Genomic DNA, 22,511 nt, shown 5'->3' on the forward strand with positions numbered 1-22,511 from the left:
GCGGGGCAACTCGAACACGCAAGAGCGCTTTGACCAGTTGGTCGAGTTTCTGTGCGTCTTTGCACCTGAAGACATCGATGACCAGTGGAACTACAAGTCGAGCAGCAGTGGATGGTCTGCAACCTCCTCAGAAGGCTTGAACCTGGAGCGCGACTTCAGCCAAGACCTCAACGAGGACAAAGCAATCGGGGATGCCGTTACATCGATCGAATCGGTGGGCAATACCACCTTGGTGCATGATGCTTTGAACAATCTGTCGGTTGAGAGCAACAGCGTCAAGCATTCAATTCTGTTGAACCAGAAGTTGGTGAAAGCAGACATGTTTGCAGGCTGGCAAGTGCTCGGAGCCGAAACGGTCAACGGTGAGAACCGTCTGTTGTGGAAGCTGGCTGCTACCAACGACCTCTATCTGTGGAATCTCGATGACCAGTGGAACTACAAGTCGAGCAGCAGTGGATGGTCTGCAACCTCCTCAGAAGGCTTGAACCTGGAGGTTAATTTCCAAGTAGATGCCAATGGCGATGGCACACTCTATGAGGCAAACAACGCCATTATGGGTGATGCAGATGCTAATACTCTCGATGGTGGAATAGGCAACGACATTCTTAACGGTGGAGCTAGTAACGATATTCTCATTGGAGGCGCAGGCGACGATCTCCTTATTGGAGGGGCAGGCGATGATGCCTTAACAGGTGGGGTCGGGAAAGATCAGTTTGTCTTTGATTCGTTAACTGGAGGTGTTGATACTATTACCGACTTCTTGGTGGGAACTGACAAGCTTGCTGTGTCCGCTATAGGTTTTGGTGGCGGACTGGCTGCCAACGCTGAAATTACGGAAGCTCAGTTTGCCCTTGGCACGGCGGCAATGACCAGCAGCCACCGATTTATCTATGATGCTGCAAGGGGTGCTTTCTCCTTCGACTCAGATGGTTCTGATGGGTGCGACCTCCATCCGATACATTGGAAAAAACCGATTACCTTTTGCTCCATAAGGGTTTTGAGTGCCTGTAAAATTGATCAATGAATAATCAAAAAGACTACTGTGAAATCGTTCAAAAACCTTATCAGCAGGAGGCTTGAGTCACTTTAGTATCAGGTAGAGGTCGCACCTGTTCTGCTTCAACCCCACAGATACAAATTGCTACTCTTGGCAGTGGCTTGCTGATTACTCAATCTGACATCTTTGCTGCGGCTCCCAGGCAGTAGTTGAACTTGAAATGTGCCCATCTTGTTACAATACTCCAGACAGTCTTCACAAAGGGGATGATTGCCAACGGCGGAACATGGGTTTCAGGCTCTTTATAATTCTGAGGTGACAATGAGGAATCAAGGGTTTTAGGCTCTTATTCAAAAATTGTGGTTGGGTCGAGGGGGAGTAGCTCTTCCGCCCATCCAAGTTAGATCCATCAACCAAAATGAGAGCAGGCATCACCTCCAGTTTTCCTGAGGTATTGCTCTAGCGTGATCCGAAATTCTTGCCAAGGTGCCACCCCACAGAGCGATGTCGTCGTCGCATTCCCCATCAGTTTTAGAAGGGTGGTCTATTGGGCACGATCGGGTTACATATTCACACGGCGTTGCTGAATGTAGGATTGGATCGTGAGTTATTTGCAGGTACACAAAAAAGCGTAGTCAGTCCAAAGGGGAACGCCGCCATGCTGATATTTGGTTTCTACCCAACGCTACTCGATCGTTCAACGCCAAGAGTTAGGGCTACTGGGGCAGATGGTCGCCCTTCCCTGTCTACTCGAACCGTTACGATCGAGAACCTCCTCAAAGTCCGCTTTGGTGCCCTTGATACACAGCTTTCTGACCTAGTATGAGCCGCTCTTAGCCTTGTCACCCGAAGAATTTACGCCGCTTTTGCTACAGCAATCTCGCGAACAGTTGGTCGATCGCTTCTCAAGCCAGAACTCTTAAAAAAACTTGATTTTACGAGAAGCGTAGAGGCACATTTGCAGCAAAATCAAGCCTTCACGGACATGAGCAATGTTGGATGCCCCATAAGTGCGAGGTTGATAGCGCACAGGCACATCGACCATGTGTAAGCTCAACTTTGTGGCACCAAACAGCAGATCAAAATCTCCGAAGGGGTCAAAGTCTCCAAAATAGCTGCGCCCGGCGGCGATTTTTTCGTAGTCTTCACGCCGCAAAACTTTTGTGCCACACAGCGTATCTTTTAACGGTTGCCCCAACAGAAACGAAAACGTCAGACTAAAGAACTTGTTTGCCCAATTATTCAGCCAAGGCATCGCTTCACCCGATCGGGGATAGACCAACCGAGAACCATTGGCAAATTCTCCGCGACCGGAAGTGATCACTGCAAAAAAATGGGGCAAGTCTTCAGGCTGAACGGTCAAATCAGCATCTAGAATTATCAAAATATCGCCGATCGCGTGATCAAATCCTAATCGCACTGCGTCGGCTTTTCCCTTTCCTAATTGCTGAAATGCTTTGAGAGTAAAGCGATCGTGCCCCTGCTGCACCACTCGCTGAATCTCTGCCCAGGTGTGATCTTGAGAATGTCCTTCTACAAAGATGACTTCGGTGTGTTTGCCCAACTGCGGGAGACGATCGATCGCGCCCCGAATATTACCCGCCTCGTTTCGGGCAGGAATGATCACTGAACACGTGTAATCATTGGCATCGGTGGCTGGGAGATCAGGTCTTGCAATCACATAATTCGTCAGACAAAGATGGTTGATTCCGGGCAGATGAGCGAGGATGCGATTGAAGAGAAACGCCAAGCCGGGAATGGGTTTGGGCATGAGAAAACGCCGACCCGATCGCACGGGCAAATAGCCTGTAATCTTCAGCAAATTTTGCACATCGGTCATCGAAAGCCAGCTTTGAGGCGGCTGCGGACGACGCTGACCGATTCGTTCTGCGAGGTGTAATAGTGGCTGCCACAAGAAGTTATGAAACGTCAGAATTAGCCGCGTCCGAGGGTGACAAAAGGCTTGTAGCTGCTGCAAAGCCTGCTGGATGTCTCCCAAATGCCCTAACGTGCCCGACAGCACAATAAAGTCAAACGCAACATTGCTGCCAAGCTCTTTTGGAGTCAACGTTTCAACATCCCGACAATAGAACTGTAGATGAGGATATTTTGCCTTAGCAATGTCGATCGCAGTCTGAGAAAAATCAATTCCTACGCCCACATCTGGGTCTAGTGCAGCCAGAAGATTTCCGGTGCCACAGCCCACTTCTAAGAGGCGACTGCCTGGAGGAATCAAAAATTGATGTAGGCGATCGAGATCCTGATAATAATATCCATTGCGACGGTTCCAGCGATCGAGGTCGGGTGCAATCTGATCAAAATAAGTTCTCACCTGCTGTTTAAAAGCATCTTTAAACAGCGAAGTCGTGGGTTGAGTCGTGGGTTGAGTCACAAGGGCAATTCTAGAAGATTGGTGCAGAGTCTATGCACAGAGGCACCCAATTTTCTCACGTTTTGAAGGAGTCACCTTGATTTTAAAGCCGCACTGCATTAATAAAGTCTTATGTCTTCAGTGAGCGTAACAGATTTATCCTAAATTTATTGTGTTGCACTTTAGTTCTATAAATATCTGAAAGACCGATCGTATTTTTGAGATTGCAGCGTTGAAAAAATCCCTACATTTTGGTGGGTGCAAACAAAATGACCATAAAAAGATCTTCAATCGGTAGCCTCGCCCTACTCTTGAGCTTGGGAGCAACCTCGCAGCCCATCGCTGCCTCTTTGTCAATCAATCCAGTTTGGGCACAATCGGTTAACTTTTCGCTGCCTAGCTCAGTGCCTCAAGGAACGACCATTCAGATTAACGGCTCAACCAGCATGGCAAGCATCAATCAGTCGTTAAAGCAGCGCTTTGAGCAGCAATATCCTGGCACAAAGGTCAACATCGCAACCGGTGGCACCTCGGATGGGATACAAGCCTTGCTCGACGGAAAAGCAGATTTAGCCGCGATCGGTCGCCCGTTAACGGCTCAAGAAAAAGCTCAAGGCTTAGTCGCTGTGCCAGTCGCGCGCGATAAAATTGCGATCGTGGTAGGCACCAAAAATCCCCTATCAAAAAGTTTGGATATCAACCAGTTCGCCAAAATATTTAGGGGTGAGATCAAGAACTGGTCAGAAGTGGGCGGAAAAGCAGGCGCAATTCGTGTGGTCGATCGACCCGCAGTGAATGATACTCGCCAGGCATTCCGCAACTATCCAGCTTTTAAAGGTGCCCCCTTTGAGACGGGTGCCACTGCCGATAAGCTCAACGATGAAAGCACGGCGGCAGTGATTCAAAAACTAGGGGCGAACGGAATTAGCTATCTCCCGGCTAATCAAGTGCGCGGTCAGGCTGGCGTGAAAGCTATTCCCATGCACGGGACGGCTCCGACCAATCCTAAATATCCGTTCTCGCAGGCTTTGTTTTACGTCTATAAAGCAGAAACTCCTCCCAGCACGGCAGTGCAGGCGTTTTTGGGCTACACGGCTGCAAAAGCAGGTCAGGAAGCGATCAAAGCGTCTGGGGTTGAAGCGATCGCGCTCAATTCTGTGGACGCAAAAGCGGCTCCTCTAGCAACGAAACCGATCGCTGCTGCTAATGGGAAGGTAAATTCTGCTGGTAATGCTGGCGCTAACAAAGCCGCAAAGAATTCTGCTGGCAACAAAGCCGCTTCGCTGAATGCTCCCACGCCGAGTCAGACGGCTGACCCCAATGGTAAAACCGCCGTGCTGCCTTCTTCTGGAGCAACCAGCGCAACTGAGTCAGACGGGGGAATGCCTTCTTGGTGGTGGCTGCTGCCGTTGGGATCACTGGCGGCGCTCTTTTGGATGTTGGGCAAAGAGCGATCGCGCCCGTCTCCCCAGGCTTATAATGACCCGGCTGGCTACGATGACACAAACTTTCCTGGAGGATTTGACCCGCATCAGTCTGAGCCAGATTTTGACGGAACTCGATCGCAACTCAACGATCCTTTAGATCCAACGGTGACATCTGACCCGATCGCGGGTTCTCCTAACTTTCTGGGAGAAGCCACAAATTTGGCAGATGGCGCAGCTACAGCAGGCGGATCGACGTTGGCAGCAGGTGCCGCGATCGCAGGTGGGGCAGGAGCTGCCGCGTGGTCGTTTCTATCGAGTCATCAAGGATCGAGTCATCAAGCATCGGACGATCAAGCTCAACCAAACTCCTCGCGCCTGAATGCAGAAACGGAGGCGGCTCCGAGCAATGGGCTAGACAACCTTCCTAACGTTGAGACGCAAGGGCAGATTAGCATTTTGCCGCGCAGTGCTGAGTGGGCGACCCTTCGATGGGATGTGCCGCGATCGCTCAGAGCAGACGTGCCCCGCCAAGGAAGAGAGCGTTTAGTGGTGAGGCTTTATGATGTCACAGGGCTTGACCTGGCGACCCAAACTCCCGACAAATTTCAGCAGTTTGACTGTGACGATTTGGCGCTGAGTTGCAACGTGCCGATCCCCGCCAGCGATCGTACCTATATGGCTGAGATTGGCTATTTGAGTGCCGACGATCACTGGACGCGATTTGCCCGATCGACTCCGGTTTGGATTCCTGCTACCAATCGGATGGGTTAGCGTAGACCTCGGAGGTTTTGAAAACCTCCGAGGTCTGGTCTTGGCGGAGTTGGGAACCTTAAGGGAACTGTTGCATGCAAACCTTCTCCATGCCGCGTCGCTATCTCACATTCTAGCCAGACTATTACTACCATCTCTACAATCGCGGTAACGATCGTAATCTCATCTTTTTTGAATGGGAAAACTACCTGTACTTTTTGCGCCTCGTGCGCCGACATTTGATTGAACAAACGCTTGATGTGCTGGCATATTGCTTGATGCCCAATCATTACCATTTGTTGGTGCGGTGTAAAACAGATGAAATATCTGGAGCGATGCAGCGGTTATCGGTGGCATACACTAACACCTTTGCATTGTGCCTGCCCACAACACCGTTTTGACATACTCCCCGGCGTAAACGCCCGGGGATTCTGGGATCAGACAGCGATTGCAGGCAAAGCCCGTCTGACATCACCTAACCCAACAGTTGATGCCCCAACTGCTTGAATGTTCTTAGCCGCGTTTTCATCGCGCCCATTGATTGACTGGCAGGATGGACAGCGCCATTCCCTGACTGACAAATCCAACTCTTTGAGGACATGACCACACTCAAAGCAGGTCTTGCTCGATGGATACCAACGGTCGATATAGACCGTCAGCTTGCCTTTCTTTTGGGCAACCCAGTCGAGAATTTGCAGAAACTCTCTCAGGGCTAAATCAGAGATTTTGCGACCGCACAAGCGCTGCATTCCTTTCAGGTTCAACGTCTCAAAGCACAACACATCAAACCTGTCCGTCAGGTCATGCGCCAACTTCCAGAACCAATCAGAGCGACGATTCGCCACGTCTTCATGTTTGCGAACCAAATGCTTTCTAGCTCGTTCCCGATTGGCTGAACCCTTCACCTTTTTAGAGTGCTGACGATTCGCTTTCTTAATCGCAGTCAGCGATTGTTTGAGGAATTGCGGCGATTCAATCTGGGAGCCATCCGAGACCGTAAGGAACGTTTTCAAGCCAAAATCAAAGCCAGCGATGCGACTCGTCTCGACTTTGATTTCAGGAATATCCACGCTGTCAACGACCACGACCATAAACAACTCCCCTAATGGAGTCCGTTTGATCGTCAACGTCTTGACCGTGCCCTCAATTTCTCTGGAGTTCCAATACTGATAGACCTTCGCTCCAATCTTGATGCGATTGCCACCCAAGAACTTGTAACCAGCTTGCTTGAGGGTGAACGATTTGTACCTTCTGACTTTCTTGAAGTTGGGCGGTCTAACTCCTTTTTTGGGGTGTTTGAAAAACAGTTGATAGGCTTTCTCAATGCGCTGGCAGATATCTTGCACCGCTTGGGAGCCGACTAGCTGCCAGAACTCTTTGCGCTGCCGCAGTTTGGCAATGTGAGCCTGAAGTTTCGCACAGTTCAAGTGTTTGCCCCACATTCGGTAGTAGCGTTTGTGGAGAGCAATACAGTGGTTATAGATGACTCCAGCCGCATTAATTGAGCGCTTGAGAAATCGATTCCGCTTGTGATTGTACAACTTGAACTTCAAGGTTTTCATGGGTCTATGGTAGCATTAATCGTATAGACAACGTATAGATAACAATGAAAACAGTATAAATCTTCGGGTTGAGGAGTCTAGGCACCAAAAGCTTAGAGATGTTGCAAAGGAGCGGAAAAAGACAATGACTCAATTGATAGAAGATTGGATAGACAGACTTCCGAATCCAAACAAGGAGATCTCTGTGGCTGAAGCAGCGCTCAGACCTGAAGGAGGGTTTCCCTCCGTAGGGGACTGAGTAAGAAGCTACGCGGGAACCCGATTCTTCATCCCCGTCGTAAACGAGCAGGGCTTTAACGGTTCCCGAACCCTCCGTTCCGGTAAGTCTCAGCTTTCCTTTTTCGCTCTACCCTCCGTCGAACTCACGTTGTTTTAAGAAATTTCTTGCACAAGATCTAGCAATTGATGCGCCATCTGCAATTTGCTGCCCAGCGGAATGTGGACTTGACGACCCGATCGATCGATAAACACCGCCTGATTCATATCTACTCCAAAGCCACTATTTGGCTGGTCGATCGGATTCGCCACAATCGCATCGAGTTTTTTGCGCTGCAACTTCTCTAAAGCTGGCGTGATGATATCGCCCGATTGAGCCGCAAACCCGATCAGTCGCTGGTCAGGCTGTTTGAGCGTTGACAACTCTGCAACAATATCGGGCACTGGAGATAGCGGTAAACGATCGGGCAAATCTCGTTTGGCTAATTTCTCAGCACTGTAGGTCGTGGGTTTGACATCTGCCACCGCCGCCGCCATCACAATCCAATCAGCATCAGAAAAACACTCTCGCATAACTTGCTGCATTTCTGCCGCACTAGTGACCGAAATCGTGCGAATGTTGCGGAGAGGAGCCAGCAAATGAGGCTCGATCGCCGCGTGAACTAAGGTGACGATCGCTCCCCGATGCAAAGCTGCCTGAGCCAATGCCACACCCATTTTGCCTGTCGAAGGATTGCCAATAAATCGCACCGGATCGAGAAATTCTCGTGTGCCTCCGGCGCTGATTAAAACTCGTTTTCCAGTTAAATCCCGTTTGCCGTGAGTGTGCAGAAGCGAAACGATTTGGGGCAATAGTTCTTCGGGTTCTGCCATGCGTCCGGTGCCAACTCGATCGCACGCCAAAACGCCCTCACCCGGATTGGCGACATGATAACGCGAGTCAGTCTGAATCTGTTGCCAATTGCGCTGTACGCTCTGCTGCTGCCACATATCAGTATTCATCGCGGGGGCAAGCAGCACCGGGCAAATCGAAGCCAGCACGGTGTTGGTTAGCAGATTATCTGCCATTCCATAAGTCAGTTTTGCCAACGTGTTAGCGGTGAGCGGCGCAATCACAAACACTTCCGCCCATTCACCGAGAACGATATGAAGCGGACGATCGTGCGTCGGTTGCCAAAAAGAATCGTCTGTGTGAGCAGAATGACGGCTGAGTGTAGCGAACGTCAACGGAGTCACAAATGCTTTGGCAGAGTCAGTCAAAATCACCTGCACCTCTGCCCCCGCTTTTGCCAACGTTGAGACAACCGCACAAACTTTGTAGGCAGCGATTCCGCCGCCTACGCCGATTAAAATGCGTCTTCCCTGCATGCGCGTTTTCTAGGCTTCGTCAAACGATTCTAGATCTAGCAGATAGAGATAGGGTTCGACCAATATGGGGCGCTGGAAGGCGATCGCCCGCAGCAAATGCCAGTCGTTTAGCCCATCAAACACATTGTCATAGTCATCTTGCTCTAGTCGTGTAGCCAAGTCTGCTACTTCAACTTCTGTCAATTTAGAGACATCTCTCTGCTCAATATTTGAAGTCGTCATAATCTGCGCCTCCCTCAATCTGTTCTCGCATGTTAGCCAACTTTAACCACACTAACCCATCTTTTCGCACGAAATTTTACTTCAGCACTGGGGAGGATGCTGAACTATAAAGTTTCAAGTCATTTGATGAATGATTTCTTAACCGATGATCTGATGGATGAATCGTTGCATTTCACTGAGGACTAGCGGTGAGATTTCGTGTCCCATATCAAATTCTTCGTAGACGATCGTGGCGTTTAAATCTGAGAGTCGATCGCGCGCACTGCGAGCCGCCGACACAGGAACCACTGCATCTTGTCTACCATGCACCATCAAAATCGGTGGATAAGAAACCTCTTGAGGCGAGACGGCTCCGTGCAGATAGCCACTGAGCATCATCAATCCTGCTAATGGTAGATGCAGCCCGACATCGAGCGTCATTGCGCCCCCTTGAGAAAAGCCACCCAGCATCGTCCGAGATAAAGGAACTCCGATGTTGGCTTCGAGAGAGTTAAGCCAGTCTGTGAGCAGGTTTCGGCTAGTGACTAGATCAGTTTGAGTGCTGATATCTCCGCCAAAGGTCAAATTATCTGACAAGTCGTACCACATCTTCCCGCCAATGCCGTAGGGATGGGGAAAGGGAGCATCGGGCACCATGAACTGGACATCAGACAGTTCTAACATCGAGCAAAGAAACGCTACATCTTGAGCATTTGCGCCCCAACCGTGCAGAACTACGATTAAGCCCGTTGGGGGTTTGCCAGATTTTGGAGGAATCGCGATCGCGTTTAGAGACAAAGGTTTTATCCAAAAATTGTAGCATGGCACTGCCGTGCCCATTAACCTTGCAAATAACCGACAATGTTTAATTGACGATCGTAACCATCAATATTACTAATCTACGACAAGGCTGTTAAAAGAACCCGATCGAGCATTCATTTTTTGTCTATAGTATCATTCAGGTCATCTCGCTGAGTGTCGTTATGGACTGGCTACCATCTCTCGATCTGTCTGACTTGGGCGATTACAAAGAGAAAGTATGGAAAGCGTTACCAGACGCGAAACTGAATCGATGATTCAAGGGGGCTAAAGCCCTGAAGAACGAAGCGAAAGAACTCATCGAACTGACGTTATTATTACTCTGCGATCACTGCTCCTCTGCAAACGTGATCAACTTCAAGTGATCAGGATTTGCAAGCAACTCCTTGGCTAACAAATATCCTGTGATCGTCCAGGTTTGACATGTGCGCGCCTCTTTACCGATCAAACGACCATCCGGCCCGTCATAATATTCGGGCCAATGATCTTCCATTAAACGGCGTTCTGCAACCGCGATCGCGTGGTGTGCCAGTTCTCCTCGATCCATTTTTTTGGCGGCGGCAGTCAACATCCACAATAAGACGGGCCAGCTTCCCCCATTGTGATAAGACCAAGGGCGATTTTTGGGGTCGGCTCCGGTCACTATTCTCCAATCGCTGTCTTCTAACGCCGGGTAGCACAATTTCATCGGCATGTGCCCTACTAAATCATTCCAGCGTAGCTCGATTAAGTTCAAAATCTTGTGAGACTGCTGCTCGTCTGTCAGCGAGACAATGATCGCCATCAAGTTGCCCAGTGAAAAAAAGCGACAATCTAGCTGTGACGGGCCTAAATTGCCCGCCAAATAGCCTCCCGCTTCGGGCAACCAGTTTGCTAACCGATAAAACGGAATCGAGTCTGAATAAATATTGAACTGATTGAGTGCCTCTTCTCCATACTCCTCAACCTGAAAGCGGTAAATCACATTTAGGCGATCGGGGTCTAACCAATAATTCTCTCGTATTTGTTTTGTTAACGGGATTAAGCGATTTTCCACCGCCCGAATCATAAATTGATTCGTCTCGTTGGGAACCAGCATCTCAAGACTCGCTTTGAGTGCCGCAAAAAACAGCGATTGAATATCAAGGGGATGCCCATAAAGCCCCATCCGTCGGTCAATCATGCTCGCCGCGTCAGGCACTAGCACCATCGGATACATGTCAAATCGGGTGACGAGGCAGAGTTCTAAAACTAAGCGAATGCCTTCTTGAAAATCTTCTCGCTCGACTAGATCAGTGTCTTGAGTCGAGAGCGTGTAAGCCCGCAATAAAATCACCCACCATAAACAGGCATCGGCGGGGGCAACTCGCCCGATCGCATGGTCTCCAAAGTCAGCCTTTAAATATTCTTGCCCGTTAAATGACTGAATTTTGAAACTAGCTGGCATCAGACCTCGACTCGGTTTCGAGCAGTCTAGCTGTCCTGTTTTGGGCTGCAAGGTCAGGGTCGCTTCTAAAAAGTTGCGAACAATTTCTGGTCTGCCTTTGATCAAAAAAAGCAGGGCTGAGGAGATGAAGTCTCGAATAAAGCACTGGTCGTAGTTTAGGGCGGCAATTTCTGGGTCGAGCGCCGCGATCGTGCCGATCGGTTGCCCTCGAAAATAAATGATCGATTTTTCAAGAGCGCTCCATGCCTGTTCTTCAATTAATTGACTACCCAACTCTCAACCCTCTCTATTGATAGGTGCAGCTTACCAAAGGTCTATGTTAAGGCAATCGCATCTAAACCACTAGTGACTTTTAAACAACCTCATCACTGTGAGGATGGTTTAAAGATCGTTGCGAGAGGATATGAAATGGCTGTAGGGGTAGCGCCCCTGTGCCTACCCCTGGCGGAGGGCAGCCACGGGGGGATTGCCCCTACCAAATCATCCCTCTATTCAGCAATGCTGTTTTGTGCTGTCTCGCCAACGTTGCATCATTTGATGTCACCTTAAAGTCTGCATTATCCCAACGCTAAAGTACCCGATGAGGTACTGTCTACTCTTCAGAAATCACGCACAGTATTAGATAACAGTAGTTAGAGACAAACAGTTTTTTGACAAAGATTCAGAAGCGTCGGTGCTCTATGTTTGGGAAGCGTCAAATGTATATCATTGATGAAAATTTAGCGGTTTATTCGCCTCGATATCAGTTAGCCAATGTAAAAACGGTTGAATACCTAAAACAGGTGGGTCAAGGGTCAGAAAAAGGCAGCATTCAAGGAGAAACCGATTCACCGATTCCGGTTTCACTCGATGGGTTGTTAAAAGCTGGAGAGCTTTACGAATCTTCTTCAGATCCTGCCGTTCGCTATTATTTGCCCCGCTATCAACTTAGACAAGTCAACCAACAATTCACCACCTCTCTCAAGTGGCGAAGCCCGCAAGATGACCCCAATGGTGCGCTTGCCTGGTTGCTGATCGAACTTACGCCCGAAGTGCCCCAATCAACGGCTGTGCTGCAAGAAATTCATCATCAAGCCGTTGTGAGAATTGCTTACCAACTGCCTGTAGAAGGACAACCTGTGGGCGCTCGCTGGGCAGGAGCCTGGACAAACATTGACCCTAACACGAGCGGAATGACGCGGCTAGACATCACTAAAACAGATTCTGGCTGGGCATTTCACGGCTTTGACAAGTGTCACCCAACCGATTGTGATTGGGGCATAATCGCAGCGCACGACAATGCTGGAACCTTGCAAGGCACCTACGATTTTGGCTGGAAGCGTACCTCCGTAACCGCTACGTTGTCCAACAATCAGTTAAAGGTGACAACGTTTGACGACTACACCGATGCTGATGGACGTACCGATCGCACCGATCAATTTGTGATGCAGCAGGCGCAAAACTCTGCCAGTCTTACCCTCGAAGTTGGAGCATTAGAAGTTGTCTCAGCCGAGGTTCGGCGCTGTCGTTTGGCGCTTAACAGCAAAGAAGAGTTCGATCGCGTCTTTCAAATCATGAGCGACGATCGCTTTCAGGCACGCCTACAAATTGATTGTTTTGCTCAGATCGGACATCGCACCTGGCGACAAATTGTTAGCGATCGTGTCGATCTATCTAGTCGATCGCTGGCACTGTCTGAGAAGCAAGTGCTAGTTACCGATATGGTAGATGAGAACAATCTGGAGTTAGTTAACTCTGATCGCAGCCAAGCCAGTGTTAAAACTCGGTATATCAAGAAAGCTCAAATTGATCAGGTCAAAGTTGTAGGAGTCGATCGTCAGGTAGAGCCTACTCAGTTAAAGCGGGTCAGTAAGGTAGGGCACTGGTTCCGCTGAGTGAGGAGGCATCAAGTCCTGATATTGCTATATTACAGGGATTCAGTAGTCTGCCAACCCTGGACTTCAATTGGATCTTATGATGGATTTATTCTCTCAGAACTGCCCTTGCTGTGACAGTGCCGAAGTTGATGTTCGTACCCGCTATACGACTCAAAATAATGGCACCCACGCGATCTATCATTGTCGGAGTTGCGATATTTATTTTAGTGATACCTTCGCCACTCCAATGGCTGGCTTAAGAACGCCATTGAGCCGGATCATTGAGGTGCTGAAAGCGAGAACAGAAGGACAAGGATTAAATGCGACAGCGCGAATCTTGGGTGTCTCTAAAAAGAGCATTATTGATTGGGAGTGGCGCTTATCGGAACTGAAGCCCGCTTTAACCTTGTACGGAGTATGCCATCAGTTCCTGAGCTTGGTGATTGAAGGCGATGAACTGTACACCAAAGTCCACCATAATACCGCCGCGAGTGAGTCAGAAGGTTGGACGATCGTGCTGATGGAGCGCAGTAGTCGGTTCTTGTGGGAGCTAAACTGTGGACCGAAAGATCAGACTCTGTTTGAGAAGGCTTTACAACTGCTGTGTAAGGTGATTGGACAAACGCAAGACTTGACCTTACTGACGGATGGCGAACGGCGCTACGGCAATATTTTATTTGCAATTTGCCATGAAGTGTCTCGCACTGGACAACCCGGCAGACCGCCAAAGCGACTGCGTAATGGTGGGCGTGTCCGCTTAAAAAATAAAGGTTCGAGGAAACGCTCAGGGCAAAAACGACCGAAGTATCAAGCCCCTGTGCCAGAGCATCCGGAGACGGATTCTCGGATTGAAGATGTCCAAATCCATGCCAATCATGTAGAAGCATTAAATGCTTCTTTGAGACGACGAAATGCGGCCTTTCGGCGCAAAACAAACATGTATGCAAAAACTCGGGACAATCTACAAAGGACGCTAGACCTGCAATGGTTAATTCACAACTTTGTCCGGGTTCATTTCACAACCAAAGTTGTCCCGGCAGTGAAACTAGGGATTTTGGAAGTCGGGTTGTCATGGCTGGAATTATTCTCAATTCGTTATGCCTTCTAACCCATATTCAAGAGGGCATTCAGCCTTCCCTATCCAACGGAACCAGTGCCCAATTAGTCCCTGCCGGAAATTGGAATGGCGTGGTTCAGTCAGTGATTAGCTTGCGCTACAACGATGCTGCCAACGGTTACACCACTGATGCAGCGTTCTCAATTAAAAAGCCTGACGAATTTAAGTCCTGGCTTGTCGTGCTGCGAGATAAAACCTATCGCAAGTTTCAATATAAAGTGTTGACGACCTTCCAGAATGGCACCTTTAAAGAAGGCGCATGGGTTGATGCAGATGGCAATCAGGCAATTCCGATCATTGTGCAGCAAACGCCCTATCTGAATGTGAAAGTGTTGCCAAATCTATTGGATTTCAAAGTTACGCCCGTAGTAGAATGCACGCTTCACTATGACGATAACGTTGCAAATATCCATGAAGTTGAGACATTCACGTTTATTAATGGCGATATTCAGAGTTGGAGTTTCCCGATCGCGAGTTCTGCGCTGAACAAATATCGCTATCAACTGACTTATCATCTGAGCGATGGTCGTTCTATCACCACTACTGACACACTCACGGATGCAGAAGCATTCACGATTAATAAACCTAACGTTCCAGAAATTGTTTGTAACGTGACACCCAAGCTGATCAACTTTACAGATACGCCACTGGTAGAGGTGTCAATTGCTTATCAAGATGATCAGAACGACATCGAAGCCGAAGAGACGCTCGTGTTTGGAGATGCTACTCCGCAGACGTTCCGAATTCCGATTCACGACAACTCGCCCAAAGACTATCAAGTTACGATCACTTACTACAAAGGGGATGGCAAAGTTGTTGCAGGTCAGCCGACAACCACGAGTTAAAAACAGTTGATTATTCCCAAGTTTGTAGCGACCAATTAATCACACAACCAACCCCGATGGACTGTAGGGTTAGCGCCCCCGTGCCTACCCCTGACGGCGGGCAACCCCAGGGAGATTGCCCCTACCCCAATCATTTCTCTGTTCAGTAATGCTGGCTGTTCTATCTAGCATTACTACAGTCAATCCATTCTATTAGGAGTTCCCATGTTATATCTCAATCCGCCCTTTTATATGTATGAAGGGGTTCCCGTTGTCGGAGATTATCAAGACCCTTATCAGTTTTATTATTATCCCGATCGTCCTCATCTCGCTGTTGATGAAAAAGGACGACCCGCAATCCGATTTATTGCCTTTAAAGCAGACCTCGACGAAATTGAACCCGGTGAAGACCACGCCGCAGGGTTTCTGGTATTTGACACCAGCCTTGCTTGGTCAGAATCAAAACTCAGAAAGGTAGCACAGAAGATTCAGGACGATCGTAAACTCGATCAACCGCCTCGCTTATCTCCATTGCTCTATAAAGGGGGAACGGTGCGGGTAATGTTTCTCGATCGTACTTCTGAAGTGCCGAGTGATGATCCCGACAAAGACAAACCAAAGGATGAAGATGAACCCAAAAAAGAACGCTGGGTTCCCTTTCTAGAGGCGAGTGGTGTGCCGTCTCTGTATGGTGAAAATCGGGCGATTTTTAGCGCCATGCTGACCAAAGAAGCGACCTCTCTGCTGTTTGGTGCCTTTGAAGGATTCATGCCTGCTGGGGTAATTTATGACCTCACCTATGTAGGAATGCAGCGCGCCTTTAATGTTCACGTCGAAGCAGACTGGGAACAGGTTTATCATTACATTCGTGAACAGTTTTCAGCCGATCTGATCTTCTTCTCGATCGAAACCGATAAAATCATCAGTGAATTGGAAGAGAAAAAGATCGTCAAAATTACTGCATCGCTAGAAGGAGTTGGCGATGAAGGCATGGAAAGCGAATTTAACAACGTCAGAAAAGAACTTCAGCAATTGGTTTTAGATAAGTTCTTTAAGTCAGCGGTGAATCCGAATAAGCCTGATGAAAACTCCACTGCCGATCAAGTTATAGATACGCTGCGAGATCTCGGACGTTTAAGCTTGCCACAGGTTGGCTATAGCCGCAAAGAACTTGATATTAGCGAGATTCGCACGATCGAGGTCGATTACACGGTGACTCGTGCGGTAGAGCGCAGAATCTCGCCTCAAGCGCATCTCAGCCTATTTTTTGAAGACTACAACCTGACTCGTGATCAAGTCGTCACGGTTGTAAACGGCAAAGATGCTTTATGGGATGAAGTCGAGTTTGATATCTCAGTCAACACCGATTTCACCAGCGAAGGTATTAGCGCGATCGCAGTCGATGTTTATTACGGATTGCCTCTCGCAAACCATCCTGAGAATTTGCCTGCAACGTGGTCATTTTTGCTCGATAAAACCAACAATCGAGTTAAGAAAGCCGCCTGGTTTAATCCCGAAGTGGGGCATCAATTTCGCTATCGCTACACGGTATTTTTTGCGCCAGGGAGCATTCCAGGGGCACAGAAATCGCTGTCGAGCAGTTGGCAAGATCACGAAGGAAATCTCGTGGTGATTACGCCCTCAGATTTGTATCAGTTACGTCAAGTCGAGGCAGTGTTGACACGGAATTTTCCCTTCGATCGCTACGCTCAAGTTCATGTGCATCTGCAATATAAAGATCCCAAAACAAACTGGGTTTACGAAGATTCTGCCCTGTTGGATCAGCAAAGTTTGCGGCTTCCGCTGGCCTTACGAATCAGTCGTGATGCACTGGCTGACGTGAATTATCGGTTTACCTATCTGCGATCGAATGGTGAAAAAATCGACACCACCTGGCAAACAACTGCCAGCGATATGATTTTGGTGCAAGATCCGTTGCCGACGATGTTGGCGGTGCGGCTATTGGTGGGTGGCGATCGTAGCAAAATCGCTAACTTACTCGTAGATTTCAAATACGAAGATCCCGAAAATGATGTGTTTGAGAGTGGATCTATCATCCTAGATTCAACGAATCTCAATAAGGTAAATGAATGGAAAATTCCACTCGTTGACCCTCATAAGCGACGCTATTCGTATAACCAAACGCTCATTGATACTGATGGGAATATGACGCAGACAGGATGGATTCAGGAAGAAAAAACAACGCTACCTGTTGGCGTAATTTATACTCAGTTGATGGAAGTGCAACCGGAATTAATCGGAATTCCTCTGTCTAGTAGAGGACTGGAGATGATCAAACTGAATCTTAAATACAAAGATTCAGGGAATAACTATACAACGGAAACACAAATGCAATTTACACAGCCTGGGAAGGGCGAAGTGTGGCGTGTGCCGTTAAAGAAAGCGAACTTACGAGATTACCAATATGAGGTGATTTACGTGATGAAAACAGGCTTTGAACGCAAGGTAGGCCCGATTTCTTCGAGAGACACGTTTCTCGTGATTTCCTCGATTCCACCTAAGTAGAAGGCACATTGAGAAATGGCTGTAGGGGTAGCGCCCCCGTGCCTACCCCTGACGGCGGGCAACCACGGGGGGATTGTCCCTACCCAAATTGTTCCTCTATTCAGCAATGTCGGAATTGGTAACAATGGTCAGTTTATTAACACTATCGACCCCAGAAATGAATGGTGCGATCGAGCCACTCGATTTACTCTTCCGTGCAGCACTCTTAGCAGGATTAGGATCTCGTGCGCGATCGGTGATCACAACGCTGGACACAACGCAAATCAATCACTTATCACAACGTACCTGCATTGATGCTGGAAATCCATTATTGCTATCCGTCAAAGCCACTCAGCAGCGAAGTTTACGAGTCTTTCGTCAATCCCCAACTGCAACCCCTGACTCCAATTTCCCTCGCTGGATCGGAACTCACTATTTGCCCAATGGCATGACGGCTCATTCAATTACCGATACCTTTTTTCGTAATCAAACCGCCGCCTGGGAACACACATTAGCGTTTGCTAAATCTGCCGATCGTCTCGCTCAATTTCATCACTATCACGCCATTTTGGGTCTCAAAGGACGAATTTTTCAAACCAGCTATGAATCAAATTCCTCAGATTCTCATTGGGTGACTTGGCAACTCGATCGAGCCACCTCACCCGCCGAGGCGATCGCTGCCTGCCAGTGCGCCGCCTCACTCGATGCAATTCAGCTTCTGCAAGACCTCTTCGGACGATCGATTCTGCCCCGCTCAGGGCCTTGGAGCCTCTCTTGCAATCTAGACGCATCAGATCCTCATCTCAAACTCGGCACAACTCTATGGGCAAGATTTCCCGAAGCGTCTCGCAAACATCAGCGCATGGCAGCGATCGTAGGTCAGATGGGCGGAGACAGCCGTTTTGGTGAGGCGCTCTACAAACTGCTCGACTCTGCCCGTTTTAACCACTCTACTCGCATCGGGCGCGCCGTTGAAGTCGAATTATGCGGCGATCGCGCGATCGATTTGGAGTTTTATCTATCCGTTCCGACCCTTTAATCACAGGAGATAATTTTATGACTTGGGCACGTATCCGATCGTTTTTAGGCAGTTTACCCGGAGGAGGCGAACCGCCCGTTTTAGAAGTCACGTCTGACGAAAATGGCGACGCAGTGATCGAACTCGCTTGGGATCCTGCCGCGCTCATGGCTCCCGCTTCCTATCCCGCCTCTGAAGCGCTGCGCTATTACAGCACGAACATTAATTTTAACGCCACGTTGATCAAAGATAACGGTGCGACCATGACGCTAAATGTCCCGGCTCAACGCATTCAACTCACAGGTGGACGCGCTACTTGGGTGATGCCCCAAAACTTGTGGGATGCTTATGTCGAAGAAACGTTTAAGACGCTGCGATCGCCTTCAACAACCACGTTTGTTCGCAGCATTTATTATCGAGTGCGAGTCACGCCTCCAGGTGGCAGTCAGGCAGTGTTGTATCCCACCGATGCCACGCTGCAAAATCTCTCTAGCGTTCCGACGTGGCTTCAGTCTCGGATCTCGATTTTGACGATCAGCGGCGATGCAGTTGCCCAGGTTGTGCCCGATATGGCAGCAGTTGAGGCGATGGGCGGTATTGCGCTGTTTCCCAACTTGTGGAAATCAGTGCTGCTAATGTTTTGGAAAGCGCTGCCGCTCAATGATCCTAATCGCGGATCGCTCGCCGCAATCTTCGCGCATCCTAATTTCCAATCGATCGCGGATGTTAACATTCGTGGAAAGATTCTCAAACTCTGGCTATTTGCAGGCGCAACGGCGCGACCTCGGTTGGCGCAACTGCTCGATCGACAAACGGCGATTGGGAGCAACATCACTACGACGATTATTCTGAAACAGGATTTGAGAGGCGGCAAAACGCTGGTTGAAAATTTATTATCACTACTGGATATCAATCCGCATCCAGATTTTGTCACGCTAACGAGCAAAGAACAATTGCTGGATAATGTGATTACCGAAATCCTTGATCCTAATGGACAGATTAATCAGGGTTCAGCCAATACGTGTTCACCGACCTCGATTCAGACGTTGTTGATTACAGTGAATCCGTCTGAATATGTGCGGCTACAACTGGGCTTACTCAGCCCTACAGGCGCGACCCAACTAGCAAACGGTTCCAGCATCTCTATTCCACCCGGAATCTTTCAACTGTTCCGCTATCCTAATCCTGCGGGTCAGCCGTTTATCGTTCGCACTTATGCAGAATTGGCGTTTCAATCCACGATTTTGAAATACGCCAGAGGAGGCGCGTTTCCGGCTTACGATCCGAGTGCGGCAGCAAATGCGGCAAATGGCATTAACACCGTGTTTCAAGCCAGCGTGAATCACGGATTAGCGGCAGATGAAACCAAACGCGCTCTAGACGGAATTTTTAACGTCAATTTCACCAAACACTACATTCCGCTCACGTCTCAAGCTGACGAGCAAGCCGCTCAACCGGGAATTCACACCGATTTTCTCAGCACTCTTCCTGCCAAGCAACAGCAGATGATTTTGGCCATGTTTTGGAGTCAGCCTTACAACTTTGGTCATGCTGTCTTAGCCGTGCGTCGTGACAACGGGCGAATCTTCTTCAAAAATCCTCAGTATCCTGGCTCTCACCCCCCGGCGGCGATCGGCACCACTGCCACCAATCCGCCCCGTCGCTATGACGATCCGTCAGCCGCTTTAGAGTCGATCGCTGAGTCAGACCTGCTGACCTGGATCAAAGGCTATTGGGTTCCCGATGTCGCCATTCTTTAAATCACAGGAAAAATTGCCATGCTATATCTCGATTCCCCGATCGGACTGATCAAAGGGTTGGTGATTTATCGCGATCACCAGGATCAAAGTCTGTTTTATTACGTGTCAGAGCGTCCTCGATTGGCGCGAAATGATGGAGTTCCAGAATTTGTTTATCTCAAATACAAACGCGATATCACCGACAATCCCAACTTCGATCCAGAGACAAAAGAATCGCTAGGCGGAGGATTTTTAGCCTTCACAGTTGACTTAGGTGTTGATGAGGATCAGCTTAACGAAGTCAAACAAGAATTATCCCGATTTGCCGATGGAGACGTTAAGTTAGCTCCGGTTCAGTTTCGCAAAGGATCGGTGCGATTGTCGATTAGCAAAGATGCTGCCGATGCTCCGAATGCCGCCGCAGACGAGCCTAAAGGATTCAAATTCTTTGAAGAAGTGTATGGAACAACAAAACCTTCTTTAATCGGAGACAATCGCGCCACGTTCTCAGTTGTGTTAGGTCAAGAAGCTGCAACTCTATTTGAAGAGGCGTTAAAAGCAGGCATTAGTCCGATCGGGGTGATTTACGATCTTGAGTATTTAGGACTTCGACCTGCATTTAACGTGCGAATCACGGCTGAATATAAACGCATTTACGATCACTTAGAAATCTCATTAGCGGCTCGTGGACAAATTCAAGTCGTTTCTCTTGCCGCAGAAATCGATATCGCGTTCCAAAAGCTTCGAGACGATGGCGCAGTTAAAGTTGAAGTGATTAACTTCACGGATGACGCTGACATTAAAAAACAAGCCGATGAAGCGTTTAATTGGTTTAAGACTGAGTTGCTCAAAGATTTCTTTAAAACTGCCCTTCAGCCGCCGAGTTTTATGACTCAATCATCGGGCGGTGGCTTACTCGGACAGCTACAAGGCTTTTTAGGTCAGCTAGGACAGACGCAAACCGGGTCATGTCAGCCTGTGATGGGCACTCCAACGACTCAGCCGAGCAATGCCGCGCCGGGTGCAACCACCATGCAAGAAGGTGCTCAAAGTACGTTTGCTGGAACCAATCCAGGGACAACAGGGGGAACGGGAGGCGCAAATCGAGGAGGCGCAAATTCTCTCTCGCCCTTTCAAGTCGGATTCTCGCTGAAATATTGTCACCAGGAGGAATTGAAGACGCGCACCTTTGAATATGCAATGCAGGCAGCCGTTGCCAGACAAGCCGCACCACAGGGATTATTCTCGACGATCGTCGAAGGACTCAACCTCGATCGCGCTATCAAAGAAATCAATTTAGACGACGATTTCTTTAAGCGATTAGTGGCAACGGTTTCGATCGGCGGTGACTTAAACGCATCTGGCATCAACGCGATCGCTGTCAATCTCGAATATCCTGACAAGCGCAAGCCCAATCAAGACCCGATGCACGTTGATGGTGTCGTGTTTCGTCCCGATAATCTCACACCTAAGACGTTCACCACTTGGCTGAATGACAAAAAAAGTCTCGATTATCGCTATCAGTTAGACATTCACTTTAAGCCTGATGCGCCTTGGGTCGGCAAAGAAGCCCATTATCAGTCTGACTGGATCTCGACTCGATCGCGACAATTGACGATCGATCCTCTCAGCGAAATCGGACTGTTTGATTTAGAAATTGCCTTCGGTGAACTCGATAGCGGACAGATTAGTCAAGCCCAACTGGAATTGATTTATGACGATGCTGCGAATGATTTCAAGACGGTGAAAACATTTATTCTCAAACCGGGAGATGCCAGTAAACATTGGAAGTTACGCCTCTCAGATCCCAACTTGCGGACTTATCAATATCGCGTGACTTATTTTCTGCAAGATAACCTGCAAGTCACCACTGATTGGCAGACTTCACAAGACCCAGTTTTGGTCGTCAACGAACCGTTTAGAGGTAAATTGAATACTCGATTTGTGCCGCTTCTCGATCCCAACAACCTAGTTGAAGCCGTTGTAGAGTTGACCTATCACGAGCCAACAACAGGTTATACTCGCCGCTTCCGAGAGTTGTTCTCACCCGACACGCCCGACACGATGAAGCGGCGATCGCTCGACATTCCTACCCTCGCCGAAAATCCTGAAAACTACACTTACGAAGTCACTGTTGTTCGATTAGATAGATCGGTTTATCAATCCGAACCGATCGTCACTGATAATCCAGTTGTGCTGATCTCTGATGGAGCAGGAACTACGCATCGAATCAAAGTTAAATTGCTCGGTCAAGACATGACTTAAGCATGACTCGCCGCTATCAAAGTCGATTTAATTGGAACGGGAGAAGAGGG

The 22,511-nt window shown here is 48.7% G+C and carries 16 protein-coding genes and 1 pseudogene; 11 read left to right on the forward strand and 6 right to left on the reverse strand.

Annotated elements, in window-relative coordinates; all coding sequences use genetic code 11:
- Positions 1-1,024 (forward strand): M10 family metallopeptidase C-terminal domain-containing protein (locus tag C7B65_RS19555; RefSeq protein WP_181314447.1); only part of this gene is annotated, 1,024 nt, incomplete at its 5' end.
- Between the two features lie 520 nt (positions 1,025-1,544).
- Positions 1,545-1,823 carry a hypothetical protein gene (locus C7B65_RS27985; protein WP_181314451.1) on the forward strand — a complete coding sequence of 93 codons (279 nt, stop codon included), beginning with the start codon at positions 1,545-1,547 and terminating at the stop codon, positions 1,821-1,823.
- A gap of 93 nt (positions 1,824-1,916) precedes the next feature.
- On the opposite strand, the gene C7B65_RS19560 is transcribed toward C7B65_RS27985, so the two are convergent.
- Positions 1,917-3,389, reverse strand: coding sequence for a glycosyltransferase (locus C7B65_RS19560; RefSeq protein WP_181314448.1), 1,473 nt, complete (start codon positions 3,387-3,389; stop codon positions 1,917-1,919).
- Positions 3,390-3,637: 248 nt separating this feature from the next.
- On the opposite strand from C7B65_RS19560, the gene C7B65_RS19565 reads away from it, so the two are divergent.
- A complete protein-coding gene (locus C7B65_RS19565) occupies positions 3,638-5,566 on the forward strand; it encodes a substrate-binding domain-containing protein (protein ID WP_073072788.1) in 1,929 nt (642 codons plus the stop codon).
- 134 nt (positions 5,567-5,700) lie between these two features.
- Positions 5,701-5,946, forward strand: a pseudogene (locus C7B65_RS19570) (transposase); the annotation flags it as partial.
- A 36-nt stretch (positions 5,947-5,982) separates the two neighbouring features.
- Here the strand turns inward: C7B65_RS19570 and C7B65_RS19575 are convergent.
- The 5 genes from C7B65_RS19575 to C7B65_RS19600 form a co-directional block, all read right to left on the reverse strand.
- Positions 5,983-7,107 carry an RNA-guided endonuclease InsQ/TnpB family protein gene (locus C7B65_RS19575; protein WP_073072792.1) on the reverse strand — a complete coding sequence of 375 codons (1,125 nt, stop codon included), beginning with the start codon at positions 7,105-7,107 and terminating at the stop codon, positions 5,983-5,985.
- Positions 7,108-7,479: 372 nt separating this feature from the next.
- Positions 7,480-8,691: a bifunctional phosphopantothenoylcysteine decarboxylase/phosphopantothenate--cysteine ligase CoaBC gene (coaBC, locus tag C7B65_RS19585; RefSeq protein WP_073072794.1), complete on the reverse strand. Its 1,212-nt coding sequence runs from the start codon at positions 8,689-8,691 to the stop codon at positions 7,480-7,482.
- Between the two features lie 9 nt (positions 8,692-8,700).
- On the reverse strand, positions 8,701-8,913 hold the full coding sequence (isiD, locus tag C7B65_RS19590) for a protein IsiD (RefSeq protein WP_073072795.1): 213 nt from the start codon (positions 8,911-8,913) through the stop codon (positions 8,701-8,703).
- Positions 8,914-9,051: 138 nt separating this feature from the next.
- Positions 9,052-9,690, reverse strand: coding sequence for an alpha/beta hydrolase (locus C7B65_RS19595; RefSeq protein ID WP_073072868.1), 639 nt, complete (start codon positions 9,688-9,690; stop codon positions 9,052-9,054).
- 349 nt (positions 9,691-10,039) lie between these two features.
- On the reverse strand, positions 10,040-11,410 hold the full coding sequence (locus C7B65_RS19600; protein ID WP_073072797.1) for a glycoside hydrolase 100 family protein: 1,371 nt from the start codon (positions 11,408-11,410) through the stop codon (positions 10,040-10,042).
- 425 nt (positions 11,411-11,835) lie between these two features.
- Between C7B65_RS19600 and C7B65_RS19605 the strand changes: the two genes are divergently transcribed.
- From C7B65_RS19605 to C7B65_RS19635, 7 genes are all read left to right on the forward strand, one after another.
- On the forward strand, positions 11,836-13,011 hold the full coding sequence (locus C7B65_RS19605) for a hypothetical protein (protein ID WP_073072799.1): 1,176 nt from the start codon (positions 11,836-11,838) through the stop codon (positions 13,009-13,011).
- A gap of 79 nt (positions 13,012-13,090) precedes the next feature.
- Entirely contained in the window at positions 13,091-14,101 is a 1,011-nt protein-coding gene (locus C7B65_RS19610; protein WP_219898661.1) for an IS1 family transposase, read from the forward strand.
- A complete protein-coding gene (locus C7B65_RS19615; protein WP_073072802.1) occupies positions 14,065-14,955 on the forward strand; it encodes a hypothetical protein in 891 nt (296 codons plus the stop codon). Before C7B65_RS19610 ends, C7B65_RS19615 begins: the two co-directional genes overlap by 37 nt.
- A gap of 204 nt (positions 14,956-15,159) precedes the next feature.
- Positions 15,160-17,460, forward strand: a complete 2,301-nt coding sequence (locus C7B65_RS19620; protein ID WP_143162066.1) for a hypothetical protein — start codon at positions 15,160-15,162, stop codon at positions 17,458-17,460.
- Positions 17,461-17,584: 124 nt separating this feature from the next.
- Complete coding sequence (locus C7B65_RS19625; RefSeq protein ID WP_073072813.1) at positions 17,585-18,478, forward strand: hypothetical protein; 894 nt, start codon at positions 17,585-17,587, stop codon at positions 18,476-18,478.
- Positions 18,479-18,495: 17 nt separating this feature from the next.
- A complete protein-coding gene (locus C7B65_RS19630; RefSeq protein WP_073072815.1) occupies positions 18,496-20,217 on the forward strand; it encodes a hypothetical protein in 1,722 nt (573 codons plus the stop codon).
- Between the two features lie 18 nt (positions 20,218-20,235).
- The gene (locus tag C7B65_RS19635) at positions 20,236-22,461 is read left to right on the forward strand and encodes a hypothetical protein (protein ID WP_073072816.1); all 2,226 of its coding nucleotides are present in this window, start codon (positions 20,236-20,238) and stop codon (positions 22,459-22,461) included.
- The last annotated feature ends 50 nt before the right edge of the window (positions 22,462-22,511 follow it).

This window comes from Phormidesmis priestleyi ULC007, from assembly GCF_003003695.1.
Lineage (GTDB): Bacteria > Cyanobacteriota > Cyanobacteriia > Leptolyngbyales > Leptolyngbyaceae > Phormidesmis_A > Phormidesmis_A priestleyi_A.

Excerpts from the sequence above, each read along its gene's own strand:
- C7B65_RS19565 (WP_073072788.1), top strand. The coding sequence starts at position 3,638 with ATGACCATAAAAAGATCTTCAATCGGTAGCCTCGCCCTACTCTTGAGC.
- C7B65_RS19575 (WP_073072792.1), bottom strand. The coding sequence starts at position 7,107 with ATGAAAACCTTGAAGTTCAAGTTGTACAATCACAAGCGGAATCGATTT.
- coaBC (WP_073072794.1), bottom strand. The coding sequence starts at position 8,691 with ATGCAGGGAAGACGCATTTTAATCGGCGTAGGCGGCGGAATCGCTGCC.
- isiD (WP_073072795.1), bottom strand. The coding sequence starts at position 8,913 with ATGACGACTTCAAATATTGAGCAGAGAGATGTCTCTAAATTGACAGAA.
- C7B65_RS19605 (WP_073072799.1), top strand. The coding sequence starts at position 11,836 with ATGTATATCATTGATGAAAATTTAGCGGTTTATTCGCCTCGATATCAG.
- C7B65_RS19610 (WP_219898661.1), top strand. The coding sequence starts at position 13,091 with ATGATGGATTTATTCTCTCAGAACTGCCCTTGCTGTGACAGTGCCGAA.
- C7B65_RS19615 (WP_073072802.1), top strand. The coding sequence starts at position 14,065 with ATGGCTGGAATTATTCTCAATTCGTTATGCCTTCTAACCCATATTCAA.
- C7B65_RS19620 (WP_143162066.1), top strand. The coding sequence starts at position 15,160 with ATGTTATATCTCAATCCGCCCTTTTATATGTATGAAGGGGTTCCCGTT.
- C7B65_RS19625 (WP_073072813.1), top strand. The coding sequence starts at position 17,585 with ATGGTCAGTTTATTAACACTATCGACCCCAGAAATGAATGGTGCGATC.
- C7B65_RS19630 (WP_073072815.1), top strand. The coding sequence starts at position 18,496 with ATGACTTGGGCACGTATCCGATCGTTTTTAGGCAGTTTACCCGGAGGA.
- C7B65_RS19635 (WP_073072816.1), top strand. The coding sequence starts at position 20,236 with ATGCTATATCTCGATTCCCCGATCGGACTGATCAAAGGGTTGGTGATT.